The sequence below is a fragment of the Mycolicibacter nonchromogenicus genome (assembly GCF_002101775.1).
In the GTDB taxonomy this organism is placed as follows: Bacteria; Actinomycetota; Actinomycetes; order Mycobacteriales; family Mycobacteriaceae; genus Mycobacterium; species Mycobacterium nonchromogenicum.
The window spans coordinates 17,934-34,820 of sequence record NZ_LQPI01000075.1; the positions used below are offsets into that span (position 1 = coordinate 17,934).

Here is a 16,887-nt window from a genome sequence, read left to right on the forward strand (position 1 = left end):
CTCAGCGCCGCTGCACCAGTAACGCCTGCGCGGACGTTCCGACGAATCCGTCGTGGTCGAACAACTCCGCTGTGGTGACGCCCACCCCGTCCGGCCCGATCGAGGCGCGGGCCCGCAGGCCGAATTCGGTGCCGGTCGGCAACCGGTGCAGGTGCACCACGGTGTCGGTGTTCATGAACATGTACTCGTCGACGTCCAGTGCGGCGCCCACACCGTTAGCGGAGTCCACCACCATCGCCAGCCGTTGCAGGGCGGTGGTCGGCTCGTCGTCCACCAGGGACACCTGCGGGCTCAACCAGGCGACGGCCGAGCCGTCGGGCGCATCCGGCTGGACACGCCAGCGCACCGACTGGGCGTAGCCGCTGGCCTGGGCGAACCAGTCCGGCGGTGGTAGCGACGGCCCGCTGGTCAGGGGCGCGTGCCGGTCAGAGGCCACCGCGGAGGTGTCGGAGGTGGCCAGCGCCCACGCGCTCAGCCGCGCCACCGCCCGGTCGTCGTCGCACGTGCGCATCTCGGCTTCCAGCAGCGCGATCCGCCGGCCCGGCCGCTGCACCCGCGCCGAGACCCGCACCGCGGCCAGCGGTATCGCCCCCAGGATGTCCAGGCTCAGCCGGGCGATCCGCTGCCCCGATCCGTCGATCAGCGCCTCGATCTCGCGGGTGAGCAGCGCCAGCGGGGGCGACCCATGCTGCAGCGGACCCCAGTTGCTGCGGGTCAGATCGGTGGCCTCGTAGACCCCGTCAGCGGCAGCGCGGCGGTAGTAGCTGCCGGTCATGCCGCGCTGTCGGCCGGCCAGCCGGGGTAGGGCGGCGGGGTTCCGCCGAATGCCGGACACAACCCACGGTGGGCGCACCAGTCACACAGGCGCGACGGCTGTGGGCGGAAATCGCCTGTGGCGCCGGCGGTTTGGATGGCCTGCCAGATCGCGATCAGGGTCTTCTCGAAGCGCAACAGCTCGGCGTGCTCGGGGGAGTAGTCCAGCAGCTGCCCGTCGGCCAGATAGATCAGCCGCAGGCGTGCGGGCATCACGCCACGCGACCGCAACAGGGCCACCGCATAGAACTTCATCTGGAACAGCGCCTTGGATTCGGCGGCCTCGGACAGCCGCCCGGTGGCCGACGGAGCCCGGCCGGTCTTGTAGTCGACCACCCGCAATTCACCGGTCGGCGCGACGTCGATGCGGTCGACGAAACCACGCAGCGGGGTGCCGTCGGCCAGTTCGACCTCCACCCGCTGCTCGCAGCTCTGCGGGTCGAATCGGCGGGGATCCTCCAGCCGGTAGTAACCGGCCAGCAGCCTGCGTGCCTCGGCCATCAGCTGCTCGGCGTCCAGTGCCGCGGCCACACTCGGATCGGTGCTGACCAGGTGCTCCCAGGCCGAGGTCACCAGCTCGCCGGCGGTCTGCGGGTCGCGCTGGGGTGCGGGCAGCGCGTAGAGCCGCTCCAGGGCGCCGTGGACCACCGAGCCACGCAGCTGCGCCGCCGATGAGGGTTCCGCGAGCCGGTCGATGGCGCGGAATCGGTACAGCAGCGGGCACTGCTTGAAGTCGGCCGCCCGCGACGGTGACAACGCAGGCCTGCTCATACCTGCGCACATTACGGGCATGCACCGACAACCCCTGGCGAACACGCTGCGTAGGGTGGACGGCTGTGTCCGAATCCGGGATTTTTCAGGCGGGCGATCGGGCCCAGTTCACCGACGCCAAGGGGCGCCGCTACACCACCGTGCTGGTCCCCGGCGGCGACTTCCACACCCATCGCGGGGCCATTCCGCACGACGAGGTGATCGGGCTGCCGGACGGCAGCGTGGTCCAGTCGGCCAACGGCGACCCGTTCCTGGTGCTGCGGCCGCTGCTGGTCGACTACGTGATGTCGATGCCGCGCGGGGCGCAGGTGATCTATCCCAAGGACTCGGCGCAGATCATCCACGAGGGCGACATCTTCCCCGGGGCGCGGGTGCTCGAGGCCGGCGCCGGATCGGGAGCTCTGACGCTGTCGCTGCTGCGGGCGGTCGGGCCGGAGGGCAAGGTGATCTCCTACGAGCTGCGCGACGATCACGCCGTGCACGCCCGCGCCAACGTCGAGACCTTCCTCGGGGGCCCGCCCGACAACTGGCAGCTGGTGATGGGCGATGTGGCCGACTGCGACCTGCCCGACGGCTCGATCGACCGGGTGGTGCTCGACATGCTGGCGCCCTGGGAGGTGCTCGGCGCCGTGTCGCGCGTACTGGTTCCCGGCGGAGTGCTGGTGGTCTACGTCGCCACCGTGACGCAGCTGTCCCAGGTGAACGAGGCGCTGCGGGAGCAGCAGTGCTGGACTGAGCCGCGGTCCTGGGAGACCATGCAGCGCGGCTGGAACGTGGTGGGCCTGGCGGTGCGCCCGCAGCACGCGATGCGTGGCCACACCGCGTTCCTGGTCTGCGCGCGCCGGCTGGCGCCGGGCACCGTCACCCCCACCCGGTTGGGGAAGAAACGGGGACGGCCCTAGTCAGGGCGCCGACGTGAGCAGGGTGGCCACCAGGTCCTTCTCGGTGCGCTTCTGCAGGGTGCGCACCAGCGCCGGCTGAGCCCGAACCAGGTGTCCCACAAAGGCATAGGCGTCGTCGGCGTCGAGCAGATAGGCCGCGGCCCGGATCAGCTTGCCGGTCTCCTGAAGCTGCTGATGCCCGCTGAGACCCGCATAGGCCGGTAGCCCCAGGTTGAGCACCGTCGGGTCGTATTTGATCGGGTCACTGACACCGGGTCGCCCCATCGGCTGGTACTGGACTTTGTACTTGTCCAGCATCGCCGTGTAGCAGCGGCTCAGCGCGGCCCGGTAATTCGCGTCGGCGACCAGTTCGGCCCCGACGAATCCGACCACGATGCTGGGTGTCGCGACCACGTTCGTCGCGACGTTCCCCCTGATCGAGGCATCGGTCACGCTGGCGCTGACCGGCAGATCGAAGTTGCCGCCGGGATCGGTCACCGTCAGGTCCAGCACGGTGTCGGTCGCGTTGTAGCCCACTCTCACTCGCCGCACCGCCGTCACCGGGTCCTGGCCGTTGTAGCCGTCCACCGGCACCGTCACCTGCACGGTGCCGGTACCTGATACCGCGATACCGCGGATGCTCCAACTGGCCCGCGGTGTACGGAATCGCTTGCAGTTCAGCCGGATTCGAGCGGTCTCCGACACCGAGTACAGTACGTACTCGTAGCGATCGTCGGCGATGCAGCACGCCGGTATGGTCGCGCAGGCACGGCGGACCGCGGGGTCGGTCACCATGGTTCCCCGCCCGATCTCGCGCCGATTGGTCTCGGTCACCCTCGCCTCGAGTTGCGCCCCGTAGTCGTCGTCGATCGGGATGATGGTGGCCCCGTGCCGCACCGACCAGTACGACTGCACCCGTACGTCATTGACCCAGGCGCGTTGACGTACCTGGCCGGCCCCGACCGTCGAATCGCTCCAGTCGCAGATCTCGCAGTCGCTGTCCAGCGGATCCCGCCGCCAGCCGTCTGCCTCGGGATCGGTCAGGATCTCCACCAACTCGTGGCCCAGCGTCGACATGGTCAGTTCGATGTCCTCGGTCGCCGGGTCGAAGTGGCGCACCCAGCCCGCCCAGTACCGATCGGTGTCGAAGGGGAAGTCGAACGTGTAGTCGCTGGAGTGCGCGCCCGCGACCGTGCCGCCGGCCACCGTGAAACCCTGGGGCATCAACACGATGTAGGCGATCCGCGGGCCGTCGTCGGGATCGGGGAACACGCCGTCGTCGATGCAGTCTTCGATCAGCCCCAGGACCCGGCGCATCGCCACGGTGGAATCCACCGCACCCGACGGCGGTGCGGGGGAGACCACGGTGATCGAGCCGCGCCAGGTCGGGGCACCGGAGATGTGGTACTGCGCCAGCTCGGTGAAATAGCGGCTCGCCAGCAGCGCGCGGGTGCGCGATTCGATCAGACCGCGCTGCGCCGCACCCGCGCCGTTCCACCAGGCTCCCCAGAACACCAGCTGCACCGGGGTGTGCGCGCCGCCGAGCACGCCGTGGTGATAGGCCACCGTGGAGCCGTTGTGGGAGTTGTCGGCGAAGACCAGCGCCGGCACCTTCGGGCGTGACCACGCCCCGCTACACGAGTGATCGTCACGCTGATAGGTGATGATCGGGAGGAATCCCGGCGTCTCGTCAACAACGCTGACGATCAGCCGTTGCTCGATGGGCATTCTCGGAGTATGCGCCGCTCAAAGCCGCCACGCTGCGGGTTCGCCGGGCGAATATTTCGTCGGCGGGCGGGCGTGTCGGGGAGAATCCGATCAGGGCGGCGGCGGTGCGGGCGCGGTGCTCCCGGTTTTGACGTTGCCGAACGCCAACAGGGCTTTGGCAGTGCCCTCGGACAGCTGCCAGTCGCCCTGATGCGGAGTGAAGTCCATCGGGAAGAAGAACGTGCCGGCGTCGGGAATGGCCGTGGTCACGGTGATGTCGGCGGTCACGTGTCCCGGGTCGCGGTCCGACCAGCTGATCTCTGCCGCCTCAAAATTCAGCGGCAGATAGCCGCCGTCGTTGAGCGCGGTGGCGAATTTGTCGATGGTCGCGGCGTCGGCGGGCTTGGCGCCCTCGATCAGCGCCACCTTGTCCACGCCCTCGACCTGGGGGTCTGCCAGTCGCTGCAGCACGCCGGTCAGCGCCTCCGGTGTGGGCAGGGTCGACGACGGCACCTGGGCAGGTGCCGTCGTCGACGTCACCGGAACCTCGGCCACCGGCTCGGGCGGCTGTTGGCCCGAGCAGCCCGACATCGCCAGCACCGCCGCCGCGAGGGCGGCGGGCCAGGCGATGCGGTGGCTACACATGGGGTCTGCGGTCAGCCCTGTGCCAGCTGTGCGAGTGACAGCAGTGAGGCCTGGGAGAGCTTCCAGCCGCCCTGGTCGACGAACGTGAGGTTCACCGTGTGCGGGTCGAGCTTCGGTGCCGACGCGGTGACGTCCGCCGAAGCCGTCCCGGGACCGGCCGGCGCGACATTGGCCACGCTGATCGACAGCGGGAGGTAGCCGTTCTTCTGGGCCTTCTTCAGCCGGCGGTCCAAGATGGCCTCGGCGCCGCCGAGACCGCCCTCGACGAGGTTCCCCTTCGCGGCGGCGGGGATGTCGGGGTTGGCGAGCGTGTTCAGGACGTCGGTCAGCTGTTCCGGAGTGGGTACGGCGGCTGCCGGGTCGAGCGGCAGCGGGGCGAAGAACACCGTGGTCGGCGCCTCGGCGGTGGCCGGCGTCGGATTTGTCAGGTAGGTCACAGCGAAGGCTGCTGCGCCGACGCCCGTGATCGCCGCAATCCGTGTGGCTAGGTCTTTCATGCTCAGTTGGATCCTTTCGAGGTCCGTGTGATCGCCGAATTTGAGAGCGAGGCTAGCAGCGCAGACGGTGTGTCGGGCTGCCACAGAGCACGCGAATGCACAATGGCCGGTAGCGTTGAGGTATCCGCCGCTTCAACTTCCAGTACGGGAAAGGAGCGCACCATGAGCAACATGGAAGATTCGCCGCGTCCTGAGACCTTCGACGCGCCTGGGGGGCCGGGCACGCCCGGTGATGACTTCGCCGAGTTGGAGGCGCTGCGCCGCGAGGCCGCGCTGCTGCGCGCACAACTGGAGAGCACCCCGCAGGACTCCGCCCGAGTGGGCCGCGACGTGCGACAGCTCGAAGCCCACATTGACTCGCTGACCGCGCGAAACTCCAAACTGATGGACACTCTCAAGGAGGCGCGTCAGCAGCTGCTGGCGCTGCGCGAGGAGGTCGATCGGCTGGGTCAGCCGCCGAGCGGTTACGGCGTGCTGTTGGGCAGCCACGACGACGACACCGTCGATGTGTTCACCTCCGGTCGCCGGATGCGGCTGAACATCTCGCCCAACATCGACGTAGCAACGCTCAAGAAGGGCCAGACGGTTCGGCTCAACGAGGCGCTGACGGTCGTCGAGGCCGGCAATTTCGAATCGGTCGGCGAAATATCCACGTTGCGTGAAATTCTGTCCGACGGGCGCCGTGCGTTGGTGGTGGGTCACGCCGATGAGGAGCGCATCGTCTGGCTGGCCGAGCCGCTGGTCGCCGCGGATCTTCCCGACAGCAACCCGGACGGGCTCGCCGATGACTGGCGGCCCCGCAAGCTGCGCCCCGGCGACTCTCTGCTGGTCGACACCAAGGCCGGCTACGCGTTTGAGCGCATCCCCAAGGCCGAGGTCGAAGACCTGGTGCTCGAGGAGGTGCCCGACGTCAGCTACAGCGACATCGGTGGCCTGACTCGCCAGATCGAGCAGATCCGCGACGCCGTGGAACTGCCGTTCCTGCACAAGGACCTCTACCGCGAGTACGCGCTGCGCCCGCCCAAAGGCGTGCTGCTCTACGGCCCGCCCGGCTGTGGCAAGACGCTCATCGCCAAGGCGGTGGCCAACTCGCTGGCCAAGAAGATGGCCGAGGTGCGCGGCGACGACGCCCACGAGGCCAAGTCGTACTTCCTCAACATCAAGGGCCCCGAGCTGCTGAACAAGTTCGTCGGCGAGACCGAACGCCACATCCGGCTGATCTTCCAGCGGGCGCGCGAGAAGGCCTCCGAGGGCACCCCGGTGATCGTGTTCTTCGACGAGATGGACTCGATCTTCCGCACCCGTGGCACCGGTGTCTCCTCGGATGTGGAGACCACCGTGGTGCCGCAGCTGCTCAGCGAGATCGACGGTGTGGAGGGTCTGGAGAACGTCATCGTGATCGGCGCCTCCAACCGTGAGGACATGATCGACCCGGCGATCCTGCGGCCCGGCCGGCTGGACGTCAAGATCAAGATCGAGCGTCCGGATGCCGAAGCCGCACAAGACATCTTCTCGAAGTACTTGGTCGAGACGCTGCCGGTGCACGCCGACGACCTCGCCGAGTTCGGCGGCGACCGCGCGGCCTGCATCAAGGCGATGATCGAGAAGGTCGTCGACCGGATGTACGCCGAGATCGACGACAACCGGTTCCTGGAGGTCACCTACGCCAACGGTGACAAAGAGGTCATGTACTTCAAGGACTTCAACTCCGGGGCGATGATCCAGAACGTGGTCGACCGGGCGAAGAAGAACGCCATCAAGTCGGTTCTGGAGACGGGCCAGCCGGGTCTGCGCATCCAGCACCTGCTGGACTCGATCGTCGACGAGTTCGCCGAGAACGAGGACTTGCCCAACACCACCAACCCCGATGACTGGGCGCGGATCTCGGGCAAGAAGGGGGAGCGGATCGTCTACATCCGCACCCTGGTCACCGGCAAGAGCTCCAGCGCCAGCCGTGCCATCGACACCGAGTCCAACCTGGGCCAGTACCTGTAGCCCCTTTGGCTGAGGCCCCCTTTGGCGCCCTTTGGCGCGAGGGTGCGTGTTTGCCCGCCGACACGCCGCGCCGCGCGTACAACTGCGCACGTTCGCGGCACCAGGGTGCGGGGCGCACCACCCGCCGCGGCGTCAGCCGGTCTGCAGCGAGTAGCTGTTGGTCAGGTCGTCCTGCAGCACGCGGGCGACCTCGGTGGTGGTGTCCACCCGCAACGCGCCGGCCAAGACGCGCGCCTGATAGCTCCAACCCGCCGGCAGCGTGAGCCGGTCGGCGAGCCCCGCGAGGTCGGCCCGCGACAGGTCCGGATCGACCACCTGGCTCCAGGTCTGCATCACCCAGCGTCGCCCGTCGGGATCGATCAGCTCGTAGATCTGCTCGCCGGCATCGAAGACGAAGACCGCGTGGCGGGTCACCTCATTGACGGTGTAGGGCCCGGGGTTCATCGACGACAGCGCGACCTGCGCCTGCTTGATCATCTCGATGCCGCCGAAGGTCTTGGTCTCCCGCGGGCCCTGCGGCGCCTTCTCGATGGTGTTCATCAGCCAGTACCGCGGCCCGTTGAGCAGTGCTGCGGCCGCACCGTTTTCGGCGGCGATCGCCTGGGCGTCGAGCGCGGACCACAGCTGCGCGGGGCAGTCGTTGAGGCCAAAGGTGTTGTAGACGGTGGCCTGCGGGCCCGACGGACCGATCTCGACGAGCAGCACCTCCCCGTAGCGCTTTCCGGATACGTCGGTCGTCTGCTGACGGGCCTGCTCGGTGGACATCCCGGTGAAATTAGCCACTGACCTCGGGTAGGTCAACACCTCCGGCGGTCTCGATTGCCCACCCCGCTGTGCGGGATGGTCGGGGATCCTCGGCGGTCTCGTTCCTCGTCCACCTCGTCACCCCTCTAGGCTTTAGCCATGCAGCGGATCATCGGAACTGAAGTCGAGTACGGCATCGCTTCGCCATCAGATCCCACCGCGAACCCCATCCTCACCTCCACCCAGGCGGTGCTGGCCTACGCCGCCGCCGCGGGCATCCCGCGCGCCAAGCGCACCCGCTGGGACTACGAGGTGGAATCGCCGCTGCGCGATGCCCGTGGGTTCGACCTGAGCCGCTCGTCCGGCCCGCCGCCGATCATCGACGCCGACGAGGTGGGCGCGGCCAACATGATCCTCACCAACGGCGCCCGGCTCTACGTCGATCACGCTCACCCCGAATACTCCGCGCCCGAGGTCACCGATCCGCTGGACGCGGTCATCTGGGACAAGGCCGGCGAGCGCGTGATGGAGGCGGCCGCACGCTATGTGGCCAGCGTCCCCGGGGCGGCGAAGCTGCAGCTGTACAAGAACAACATCGACAACAAGGGCGCCTCCTACGGCACCCACGAGAACTACCTGATGAGCCGGCAGACGCCGTTCTCGGCGATCATCTCCGGCCTCACGCCGTTTCTGGTGTCCCGGCAGGTGGTCACCGGCTCCGGGCGCGTCGGGCTGGGCCCCGCCGGCGACGAGCCGGGCTTCCAGCTGTCGCAGCGCGCCGACTACATCGAGGTCGAAGTCGGCCTGGAGACCACGCTCAAGCGCGGCATCATCAACACCCGCGACGAGCCGCACGCCGACGCCGACAAGTACCGCCGACTGCACGTGATCATCGGCGACGCCAACCTCGCCGAGACGTCGACGTATCTGAAAGTGGGCACCACCGCGCTGGTCCTCGACCTCATCGAGGAGGGCCCGGAGCACGGGATCGACTTGAGTGACTTGGTGTTGGCCCGGCCGGTGCGGGCGGTGCACGTCATCAGCCGTGACCCGACGCTGCGGGCGACCGTCGCGCTGGCGGACGGCCGTGAGATGACCGGCCTTGCGCTGCAACGGATCTACCTCGATCGGGCGGCCAAGCTGGTGGAGATCCGCGATCCGGATCCGCGCGCCACCGACATCATCGAGACCTGGGCTCGGGTGCTCGACCAGCTCGAGCGGGATCCGATGGAGTGCGCCGACGTGCTCGACTGGCCGGCCAAGCTGCGTCTGCTGGAGGGCTTCCGGCAGCGCGAGAACCTGAGCTGGTCCGCACCCCGACTGCACCTGATCGACCTGCAGTACTCCGACGTACGGCTGGACAAGGGCCTGTACAACCGGCTGGTCGCCCGCGGCTCGATGCGCCGCCTGGTCACCGAACAGCAGGTACTGGCCGCGGTCGACAATCCGCCGACCGACACCCGGGCCTACTTCCGCGGTGAGTGCCTGCGCCGGTTCGGCGCCGACATCGCCGCCGCCAGCTGGGACTCGGTCATCTTCGACCTGGGCGGGGACTCACTGGTGCGAATTCCGACCCTGGAGCCGCTGCGTGGCAGTAAGGCGCACGTCGGAGCTTTGCTGGATTCGGTGGACAGTGCCGCCGAACTGGTGCAACAACTCACCACCTAGACCCCGGGCAACATCGGCGTCGACCGGTAGGGTGGAGAAACCGGCCGCGGTCATGCGCGGCCGATGAGATTCAGGAGGCAGCAATGGCTCAGGAGCAGACCAAGCGCGGCGGGGGCGGCGGAGACGACGACGATCTCACCGGAAGCACTGCGGCGGGCCAGGAACGCCGGGAGAAACTCACCGAGGACACCGACGACCTGCTCGACGAGATCGACGACGTGCTGGAGGAGAACGCCGAGGACTTCGTGCGTGCGTATGTCCAAAAGGGCGGCCAGTGACCTGGTTGTCGAATGATCGTCTGCCCCTGAATTCAGCAAACCCAGGAATCCCTCTCACCGGCGTAGGTCTGTCGTCATTCTCGGAGTTCCTGCGACTGCAGGCACCCGAACTGCTGCCGACCGGCCTGGGCGCCGCGCACCCCGGCGGCGCCGGTGAGCAACTGCCGCACGGCACCACCATCGTCGCGTTGAAGTACCCCGGCGGGGTCCTCATCGCCGGCGACCGCCGCTCGACGCAGGGCAACATGATCGCCGGCCGCGATGTCCAGAAGGTCTACGTCACCGACGAGTACACCGCGACCGGCATCGCCGGCACCGCGGCGATCGCCGTCGAGTTCGCCAGGCTCTACGCGGTGGAGCTGGAGCACTACGAGAAGCTCGAAGGCGTGCCGCTGACGTTCGCCGGGAAGGTCAACCGGTTGTCCACCATGGTGCGCGGCAACCTGGGCGCCGCGATGCAGGGCCTGGTGGCCTTGCCGCTGTTGGCCGGTTACGACATCGACGCCGACGACCCGCAGACCGCGGGGCGCATCGTGTCGTTCGACGCCGCCGGCGGGTGGAACGTCGAGAGCGAGGGCTACCAGGCGGTGGGCTCGGGCTCGCTGTTCGCCAAGTCGTCGATCAAGAAGCTCTACAACCAGATCAGCGACGCCGACTCCGCTCTGCGGGTCGCCATCGAGGCGCTCTACGACGCCGCCGACGACGACTCCGCCACCGGTGGCCCGGACCTGGTGCGCGGCATCTATCCGACCGCGGTCACCATCGACGCCGACGGCGCCGTGGAGATCACCGAGGAGCGCATCGCCGAACTGGCTCGCACGGTGGTCGAGAGTCGAACTCGCGGCGGGGATTCGGGGCCGCAGACCAAGCGGGGTAAGAAATGAGTTTCCCGTACTTCATCTCGCCCGAGCAGGCCATGCGCGAGCGTGGCGAGCTCGCGCGCAAGGGCATCGCCCGTGGTCGCAGCGTGGTGGCGTTGGCCTACGCCGACGGCGTGCTGTTCGTCGCGGAAAACCCTTCGCGCTCACTGCAGAAGATCAGCGAACTCTACGACCGAGTGGGTTTTGCGGCCGCCGGGCGCATCAATGAGTTCGAGAACCTGCGCCGTGGCGGTATTCAGTTCGCCGACACCCGCGGTTACGCCTATGACCGCCGCGACGTCACCGCGCGTCAGCTGGCCAATGTCTACGCCCAGACGCTGGGCACCATCTTCACCGAGCAGGCAAAGCCCTACGAGGTGGAGTTGTGTGTGGCCGGTGTGGCCTACCAGGGCCAGACCAAAGCGCCTGAGCTCTACCGGGTCACCTACGACGGCTCGATCACCGACGAGCCGCACTTCGTGGTGATGGGCGGCACCACCGAGCCGGTCACCAACGCGCTCAAGGAGTCCTACGCCGAGAACGCGGAGCTGGCCGACGCCCTGCACATTGCGGTCAACGCGCTCAAGCAGACCGACACCGGCAACGGTTCCGAGCCGCGCGATCTGGGTCCGGGCACCTTGGAGGTGGCCATCCTGGATGCCAACCGGCCCAAGCGTGCGTTCCGGCGGATCAACCGCGCCACGCTGGAATCACTGCTGCCGCAAGCCGGTTCCTAAGGGTCGCGCCTACCGGTCGATCCGGAACCGCTTGATACGCGCGCCAGCACCGGACGCCAGTTCGACGCGGCTGCGCGGAACGCCGAAATGCTCTGCCAGAACACGGATGACGGCGGCGTTGGCCTTGCCGTCCACGGCCTGTTCGCGCACATAGACGGTCAGCCCTCCGTCGTCGTCGGCCTCGACCAGGGGGCCCTTGCGGCTACCCGGTTTGACCTTGACAACAACGGTTTCGGTCATCGCAACAGGATCCCAGTGTCGCGAGTGTGCGTAGCTGTACGGCTCGCCTCGGCGTGTCGCTGGGCAGACACGCACACTCGCGCCAAAAAGGTGCGTTACCGCGCGACGATCACCGAGGAGCCGTGCCCGAACAGGCCCTGGTTGGCCGTGACGCCCACCGTGGCGCCCTCGACCTGACGGCCGGTTGCCTGACCCCGCAGCTGCCAGGTCAGCTCGCACACCTGCGCGATCGCCTGGGCCGGGATCGCCTCGCCGAAGCAGGACAGCCCGCCGGACGGGTTCACCGGCACCCGGCCACCGATGGTGGTGGCGCCGCTGCGCAGCAGCTGCTCGCCTTCACCCTTGGCGCACAGGCCCAGGTGCTCGTACCAGTCGATCTCCAGCGCGGTGGACAGGTCGTAGACCTCGGCCAGGCTGACGTCCTCGGGGCCGATGCCGGCCTCGGCGTAGGCGGCGTCCAGGATCTGGTCCTTGAACACCCGCTCCGGGGCCGCCACCACGGCGGTGGAATCGGTTGCGATGTCCGGCAGTTCCGGCAGGTGCTGCGGGTAGCGCGGGGTCACGGTGGCCACCGCGCGCACCGACGGCACACCCTCGAGCGACCCGAGGTGCTTGCGGGCGAACTCCGCGCTGGCCACGATCAGCGCCGCGGCACCGTCGGAGGTGGCGCAGATGTCGAGCTGGCGCAGCGGGTCGGAGACCACCGGGCTGGCCAGCACGTCGTCGACCGAGGCTTCCTTGCGGTAGCGGGCATTCGGGTTGGACAGGCCGTGCCGCGAGTTCTTGACCTTGACCTGGGCAAAGTCCTCGGAGGTGGCGCCGTAGAGGTCCATCCGGCGACGCGCCAGCAGCGCGAAGTACACCGGGTTCATCGCGCCGATCAGGTGGAACCGCTGCCAGTCCGGGTCGTTCTTGCGCTCACCGCCGACCGGGGCGAACGGGCCCTTGGGGGTGGTGTCGGCGCCGATCACCAGCGCCACGTCGCAGAAGCCGGCCAGGATCTGGGCCCGGGCGCTCTGCAGCGCCTGCGAACCCGAGGCGCAGGCCGCATACGAGGACGACACCGGCACGCCGTTCCAGCCCAGCTTCTGGGCGAACGTCGAACCGGCGATGAAACCCGGGTAGCCGTTGCGGATGGTGTCCGCGCCGGCGATGAACTGGATCTGCTGCGCGTTCAGGCCGGCGTCGGCCAGGGCGGCGCGGGCGGCGATCACCCCGTACTCGGTGAAGTCGCGGCCCCACTTGCCCCACGGGTGCATGCCCGCACCCAGGATGTACAGCGGCTCGGGGCTCATGCGTCCACCTTCTTCCAGGCGTAGACGGTGCGCGTCACGCCGTCGTCGTCGGTGTAGAGCGGCATGGTGGTCAGTTCCATCTCCATGCCGACCTTCAAGTCGGCGGCCAGCGTGCCCTCGACCACCTTGCCCAGCACGATCAGGCCCTCGTCGGCCAGCTCCACCGCGGCGATCGCAAACGGCTCGAACGGGTCGCTGGGCGGGTAGGGGGCCGGAGGCAGGTACCGGTTCTCGGTGTAGCTCCAGATGGTGCCGCGCCGTGACAGCGCGACGGGCTCCAACACGTCGCCGTCGCAGGCGGGGTTGGGGCAGTTGTTCTCACGCGGCGGGAACACATAGGTGCCGCACTGCGGACACTTGGCGCCGATCAGGTGGGGGAGGCCGGCGTCGTCGGTGGCGTACCACCCGTCGATCGCGGGCTGCGAGGCTACATCTGGCACTCGGTCAGCGTACCCAACGGCACCGATGAAACTGAAACGTGTTCCAGTCAACGGGCCAACCGGCGCTGCGGCCTATGGTGGCGAGGTCAGGCACCGAAACAGAGGGGTTCGGAAATGGTGATCGTGGCAGGACATCTGACGGTGGATCCCGGTCAGCGGGACGCCTATCTGCAGGGGTGCCGCGACGTCGTCCGCCAGGCGCGCAGCGCACCGGGCTGCCTGGACTTCGCCGTCACCGCCGACCTCCTCGACCCGGGCCGCGTCGACATCTTCGAACGTTGGGGATCTCGGGCCGCGTTGGAAGCCTTCCGCGGCAGCGGGCCCAGCGACGAGCAGGCCGCGGCGATCCTGTCGGCCGCGGTCGCCGAGTACGACGTCACCGAGGAGCGACCGCTGACCTGATGTCTGCGGCAGTGCATAGAGTTGTCCCCGTGAGCCCTGCCCAGACCGCCCCCACCGATGCTGCGCACGACACCCAGACCAAACACACGCTGCTGCTGCTGGACGGAAACTCGCTGGCGTATCGGGCCTTCTATGCCCTGCCCGCGGAGAATTTCAAGACGCGCAGCGGCCTGACCACCAACGCCGTCTACGGGTTCACCGCGATGCTGATCAACCTGCTGCGCGACGAGGCCCCCACCCACGTCGCCGCCGCGTTCGACGTGTCGCGGCAGACCTTCCGCTCGGAGCGCTTCCCGGAGTACAAGGCCACCCGGTCGTCCACTCCCGATGAGTTCCGCGGCCAGATCGACATCACCAAGGAGGTGCTGGCCGCGCTCGGCATCACCACCTTGTCGGAACCCGGTTTCGAGGCCGACGACATCATCGCCACGCTGGCCACCCAGGCCGACGCCGAGGGCTACCGGGTGCTGGTGGTCACCGGCGACCGCGACGCCCTGCAACTGGTCAACGAGAACGTGACCGTGCTCTACCCCCGCAAGGGCGTCAGCGACCTGACCCGGTTCACCCCGGAGGCGGTGGTCGAGAAGTACGGCCTGACCCCGGCCCAGTACCCGGACTTCGCGGCGCTGCGCGGCGACCCCAGCGACAACCTGCCGGGCATCCCCGGGGTGGGGGAGAAGACCGCGTCGAAGTGGATCACCGAATACGGGTCGCTGCAGGGGCTGGTGGATCACGTCGACACCGTCAAGGGCAAAGTCGGGGATTCGTTGCGCGCCAACCTTTCCAGCGTAATCCTCAACCGTGAGTTGACCGACCTGGTGCGCAACGTGCCGCTGGCCCAGACGCCGGACACGCTGCGGCTGGTGCCGTGGGACCGTGAGCAGATCCATCAGCTCTTCGACGACCTCGAGTTCCGGGTACTGCGCGACCGGCTGTTCGAGACGCTGTCCACCGCCGGCGGCGCGGTGCTCGAGGCCGAGGAGGGCTTCGAGGTGCGCGGCGGCGCCCTGGAGCCGGGCACAGTGGCGGGGTGGCTGGCCGAGCACGCCGCCGACGGGCGCCGCACCGGGCTGGCCGTGATCGGCACCCACCGCAGCTTCGACAGCGACGCCACCGCGCTGGCCCTGGCCTCGGCCGACGGTGAAGGCGCCTACATCGACACCGCGACGCTGACCGCCGAGGACGACGCCGCGCTGGGCGCCTGGCTGGCCGACCCGGACAAACCCAAGGCGCTGCACGAGGCCAAGCTGGCCATGCACGATCTTGCCGGTCGCGGCTGGACGCTCAACGGCGTCACCTCTGACACCGCACTGGCCGCCTACCTGGTGCGGCCCGGTCAGCGCAGCTTCAGCCTCGACGACCTCTCGGTGCGCTACCTTCGCCGGGAGTTGCGTGCGGAGTCCGATGAGCAGCAACAGCTTTCGCTGCTGGATGACACCGAGGGCATCGACGATCAGGCCGTGCAGACCGCGATCCTGCGGGCCCGCGCAGTCAATGACCTGGCCGACGCTCTGGATGTCGAACTGGCCCGTATCGACTCGTCGTCACTGCTCGCCGACATCGAGCTGCCCCTCCAGCGGGTGCTGGCGGAACTGGAGACCGCCGGGATCGGTGTCGACCTCGAGCACCTGAGCCAGCTGCAGAGCCGCTTCGGCGACCAGATCCGCGACGCGGCAGAGGCGGCGTACGCGGTGATCGGCAAGCAGATCAACCTCGGGTCGCCCAAGCAGCTGCAGGTGGTGCTCTTCGACGAACTGGGCATGCCCAAGACCAAGAAGACCAAGACCGGCTACACCACCGACGCCGACGCGCTGCAGACCCTGTTCGACAAGACCGGGCATCCGTTCCTGGAGCACCTGCTGACGCACCGCGACGTCACCCGGCTGAAGGTGACCGTCGACGGATTGCTGAAATCCGTTGCCTCCGATGGGCGGATCCACACCACGCTGAATCAGACGATCGCCGCGACGGGCCGGCTGTCGTCGACCGACCCCAACCTGCAGAACATTCCGATCCGCACCGACGCCGGTCGCCAGATCCGCGACGGCTTTGTGGTCGGCGACGGTTTCCCCGAGCTGATGACGGTCGACTACAGCCAGATCGAGATGCGCATCATGGCGCATCTGTCGGCCGATGAGGGACTCATCGAGGCGTTCAACACCGGCGAAGACCTGCACTCGTTCGTCGGGTCGCGGGCGTTCTCGGTGCCCATCGACGAGGTGACTCCGGACATGCGGCGCCGCGTCAAGGCGATGTCCTACGGCCTGGCCTACGGGTTGAGCGCCTACGGGCTGGCCGCCCAGCTCAAGATCTCCACCGAAGAGGCCAAAGAGCAGATGGACGCCTACTTCGACCGGTTCGGCCGGGTGCGCGACTACCTGCACGAGGTGGTGGAGCAGGCCCGCAAGGACGGCTACACCTCCACGGTGCTGGGCCGGCGGCGCTACCTGCCCGAACTGGACAGCAGCAACCGCCAGGTCCGCGAGTCGGCCGAGCGGGCCGCGCTCAACGCGCCGATCCAGGGCAGCGCGGCTGACATCATCAAGGTCGCGATGATCGAGGTCGACCGGGCGCTGAAGGCTTCCGGACTGCGGTCACGGATGCTGCTGCAGGTGCACGACGAATTGCTGTTCGAAGTGGCCGAGAGGGAGCGCGAGCAGTTGGAGGCGCTGGTGCGCGACAAGATGGGCAGCGCCTATCCGCTCAGCGTCCCGCTGGAGGTGGCCGTCGGCTACGGGCGCAGTTGGGACGCCGCCGCCCACTGACTCGTGCCGTTTTGGCGGTGGCGCGTGTCAGTGGACCCCGCTATAATCGAACGTATGTTCGAACAATCGCTCCTCCACTGACTCAAACTTTTTGGCAGGGTCGCGTTATTCACAACGCGGCCGTGAGGAGGTTGAGTGGATCATGGTCC

17 protein-coding genes are annotated in these 16,887 nt (G+C 68.3%); 8 read left to right on the top strand and 9 right to left on the bottom strand.

The features are described 5' to 3' along the window. Position 1: 1 nt before the first annotated feature. Positions 2-775 (bottom strand): thioesterase family protein, encoded by a 774-nt coding sequence (locus AWC18_RS19070; protein WP_085139762.1) that lies wholly within the window; start codon positions 773-775, stop codon positions 2-4. Then, positions 772-1,584 (bottom strand): RecB family exonuclease, encoded by an 813-nt coding sequence (locus tag AWC18_RS19075; protein WP_085139746.1) that lies wholly within the window; start codon positions 1,582-1,584, stop codon positions 772-774. Before AWC18_RS19075 ends, AWC18_RS19070 begins: the two co-directional genes overlap by 4 nt. Before the next feature lie 65 nt (positions 1,585-1,649). Here AWC18_RS19075 and AWC18_RS19080 point away from each other — a divergent pair, with 65 nt between their 5' ends. Continuing rightward, the gene (locus tag AWC18_RS19080; RefSeq protein WP_076047778.1) at positions 1,650-2,486 is read left to right on the top strand and encodes a tRNA (adenine-N1)-methyltransferase; all 837 of its coding nucleotides are present in this window, start codon (positions 1,650-1,652) and stop codon (positions 2,484-2,486) included. On the opposite strand, the gene AWC18_RS19085 is transcribed toward AWC18_RS19080, so the two are convergent. The 3 genes from AWC18_RS19085 to AWC18_RS19095 form a co-directional block, all read right to left on the bottom strand. Beyond that, positions 2,487-4,193, bottom strand: a complete 1,707-nt coding sequence (locus AWC18_RS19085) for a hypothetical protein (RefSeq protein WP_085139747.1) — start codon at positions 4,191-4,193, stop codon at positions 2,487-2,489. Between the two features lie 90 nt (positions 4,194-4,283). Beyond that, the gene (gene lppK, locus AWC18_RS19090) at positions 4,284-4,817 is read right to left on the bottom strand and encodes a lipoprotein LppK (protein ID WP_085139748.1); all 534 of its coding nucleotides are present in this window, start codon (positions 4,815-4,817) and stop codon (positions 4,284-4,286) included. 11 nt (positions 4,818-4,828) lie between these two features. Further along, positions 4,829-5,314: an MTB12 family secreted protein gene (locus AWC18_RS19095; RefSeq protein WP_085139749.1), complete on the bottom strand. Its 486-nt coding sequence runs from the start codon at positions 5,312-5,314 to the stop codon at positions 4,829-4,831. 171 nt (positions 5,315-5,485) lie between these two features. Between AWC18_RS19095 and arc the strand changes: the two genes are divergently transcribed. Beyond that, a complete protein-coding gene (arc, locus tag AWC18_RS19100) occupies positions 5,486-7,309 on the top strand; it encodes a proteasome ATPase (RefSeq protein WP_085139763.1) in 1,824 nt (607 codons plus the stop codon). A gap of 132 nt (positions 7,310-7,441) precedes the next feature. Here the strand turns inward: arc and AWC18_RS19105 are convergent, their stop codons facing one another. Then, a complete protein-coding gene (locus tag AWC18_RS19105) occupies positions 7,442-8,074 on the bottom strand; it encodes a hypothetical protein (RefSeq protein ID WP_085139750.1) in 633 nt (210 codons plus the stop codon). 138 nt (positions 8,075-8,212) lie between these two features. On the opposite strand from AWC18_RS19105, the gene dop reads away from it, so the two are divergent. The 4 genes from dop to prcA all read left to right on the top strand — a co-directional run bounded on the left by dop (position 8,213) and on the right by prcA (position 11,596). Beyond that, entirely contained in the window at positions 8,213-9,721 is a 1,509-nt protein-coding gene (gene dop, locus AWC18_RS19110; RefSeq protein ID WP_085139751.1) for a depupylase/deamidase Dop, read from the top strand. Between the two features lie 83 nt (positions 9,722-9,804). Further along, complete coding sequence (locus AWC18_RS19115) at positions 9,805-9,999, top strand: ubiquitin-like protein Pup (RefSeq protein WP_024441366.1); 195 nt, start codon at positions 9,805-9,807, stop codon at positions 9,997-9,999. Beyond that, entirely contained in the window at positions 9,996-10,883 is an 888-nt protein-coding gene (prcB, locus tag AWC18_RS19120; protein WP_085139752.1) for a proteasome subunit beta, read from the top strand. Before AWC18_RS19115 ends, prcB begins: the two co-directional genes overlap by 4 nt. Next, the gene (gene prcA / locus AWC18_RS19125) at positions 10,880-11,596 is read left to right on the top strand and encodes a proteasome subunit alpha (protein ID WP_076047771.1); all 717 of its coding nucleotides are present in this window, start codon (positions 10,880-10,882) and stop codon (positions 11,594-11,596) included. Before prcB ends, prcA begins: the two co-directional genes overlap by 4 nt. Positions 11,597-11,605: 9 nt before the next feature. Here prcA and AWC18_RS19130 read toward each other — a convergent pair whose 3' ends face one another. The 3 genes from AWC18_RS19130 to AWC18_RS19140 form a co-directional block, all read right to left on the bottom strand. Continuing rightward, the gene (locus AWC18_RS19130) at positions 11,606-11,836 is read right to left on the bottom strand and encodes a DUF167 domain-containing protein (protein ID WP_085139753.1); all 231 of its coding nucleotides are present in this window, start codon (positions 11,834-11,836) and stop codon (positions 11,606-11,608) included. 95 nt (positions 11,837-11,931) lie between these two features. Then, the gene (locus AWC18_RS19135) at positions 11,932-13,131 is read right to left on the bottom strand and encodes a lipid-transfer protein (protein ID WP_085139754.1); all 1,200 of its coding nucleotides are present in this window, start codon (positions 13,129-13,131) and stop codon (positions 11,932-11,934) included. Continuing rightward, the gene (locus AWC18_RS19140) at positions 13,128-13,571 is read right to left on the bottom strand and encodes a Zn-ribbon domain-containing OB-fold protein (RefSeq protein ID WP_076047770.1); all 444 of its coding nucleotides are present in this window, start codon (positions 13,569-13,571) and stop codon (positions 13,128-13,130) included. Before AWC18_RS19140 ends, AWC18_RS19135 begins: the two co-directional genes overlap by 4 nt. A gap of 114 nt (positions 13,572-13,685) precedes the next feature. On the opposite strand from AWC18_RS19140, the gene AWC18_RS19145 reads away from it, so the two are divergent. After that, the gene (locus tag AWC18_RS19145) at positions 13,686-13,973 is read left to right on the top strand and encodes a putative quinol monooxygenase (protein ID WP_085139755.1); all 288 of its coding nucleotides are present in this window, start codon (positions 13,686-13,688) and stop codon (positions 13,971-13,973) included. Beyond that, positions 13,973-16,738, top strand: a complete 2,766-nt coding sequence (polA, locus tag AWC18_RS19150; protein ID WP_234806595.1) for a DNA polymerase I — start codon at positions 13,973-13,975, stop codon at positions 16,736-16,738. Before AWC18_RS19145 ends, polA begins: the two co-directional genes overlap by 1 nt. Positions 16,739-16,887 lie beyond the last annotated feature (149 nt).

What these genes read in the sequence shown, in the direction of transcription:
- lppK (WP_085139748.1), bottom strand. Translation starts at nt 4,817, where the DNA reads ATGTGTAGCCACCGCATCGCCTGGCCCGCCGCCCTCGCGGCGGCGGTG.
- AWC18_RS19115 (WP_024441366.1), top strand. Translation starts at nt 9,805, where the DNA reads ATGGCTCAGGAGCAGACCAAGCGCGGCGGGGGCGGCGGAGACGACGAC.
- prcA (WP_076047771.1), top strand. Translation starts at nt 10,880, where the DNA reads ATGAGTTTCCCGTACTTCATCTCGCCCGAGCAGGCCATGCGCGAGCGT.
- arc (WP_085139763.1), top strand. Translation starts at nt 5,486, where the DNA reads ATGGAAGATTCGCCGCGTCCTGAGACCTTCGACGCGCCTGGGGGGCCG.
- AWC18_RS19070 (WP_085139762.1), bottom strand. Translation starts at nt 775, where the DNA reads ATGACCGGCAGCTACTACCGCCGCGCTGCCGCTGACGGGGTCTACGAG.
- polA (WP_234806595.1), top strand. Translation starts at nt 13,973, where the DNA reads ATGTCTGCGGCAGTGCATAGAGTTGTCCCCGTGAGCCCTGCCCAGACC.
- AWC18_RS19130 (WP_085139753.1), bottom strand. Translation starts at nt 11,836, where the DNA reads ATGACCGAAACCGTTGTTGTCAAGGTCAAACCGGGTAGCCGCAAGGGC.
- AWC18_RS19085 (WP_085139747.1), bottom strand. Translation starts at nt 4,193, where the DNA reads ATGCCCATCGAGCAACGGCTGATCGTCAGCGTTGTTGACGAGACGCCG.
- AWC18_RS19145 (WP_085139755.1), top strand. Translation starts at nt 13,686, where the DNA reads ATGGTGATCGTGGCAGGACATCTGACGGTGGATCCCGGTCAGCGGGAC.
- dop (WP_085139751.1), top strand. Translation starts at nt 8,213, where the DNA reads ATGCAGCGGATCATCGGAACTGAAGTCGAGTACGGCATCGCTTCGCCA.
- AWC18_RS19135 (WP_085139754.1), bottom strand. Translation starts at nt 13,131, where the DNA reads ATGAGCCCCGAGCCGCTGTACATCCTGGGTGCGGGCATGCACCCGTGG.
- AWC18_RS19075 (WP_085139746.1), bottom strand. Translation starts at nt 1,584, where the DNA reads ATGAGCAGGCCTGCGTTGTCACCGTCGCGGGCGGCCGACTTCAAGCAG.
- AWC18_RS19095 (WP_085139749.1), bottom strand. Translation starts at nt 5,314, where the DNA reads ATGAAAGACCTAGCCACACGGATTGCGGCGATCACGGGCGTCGGCGCA.
- AWC18_RS19105 (WP_085139750.1), bottom strand. Translation starts at nt 8,074, where the DNA reads ATGTCCACCGAGCAGGCCCGTCAGCAGACGACCGACGTATCCGGAAAG.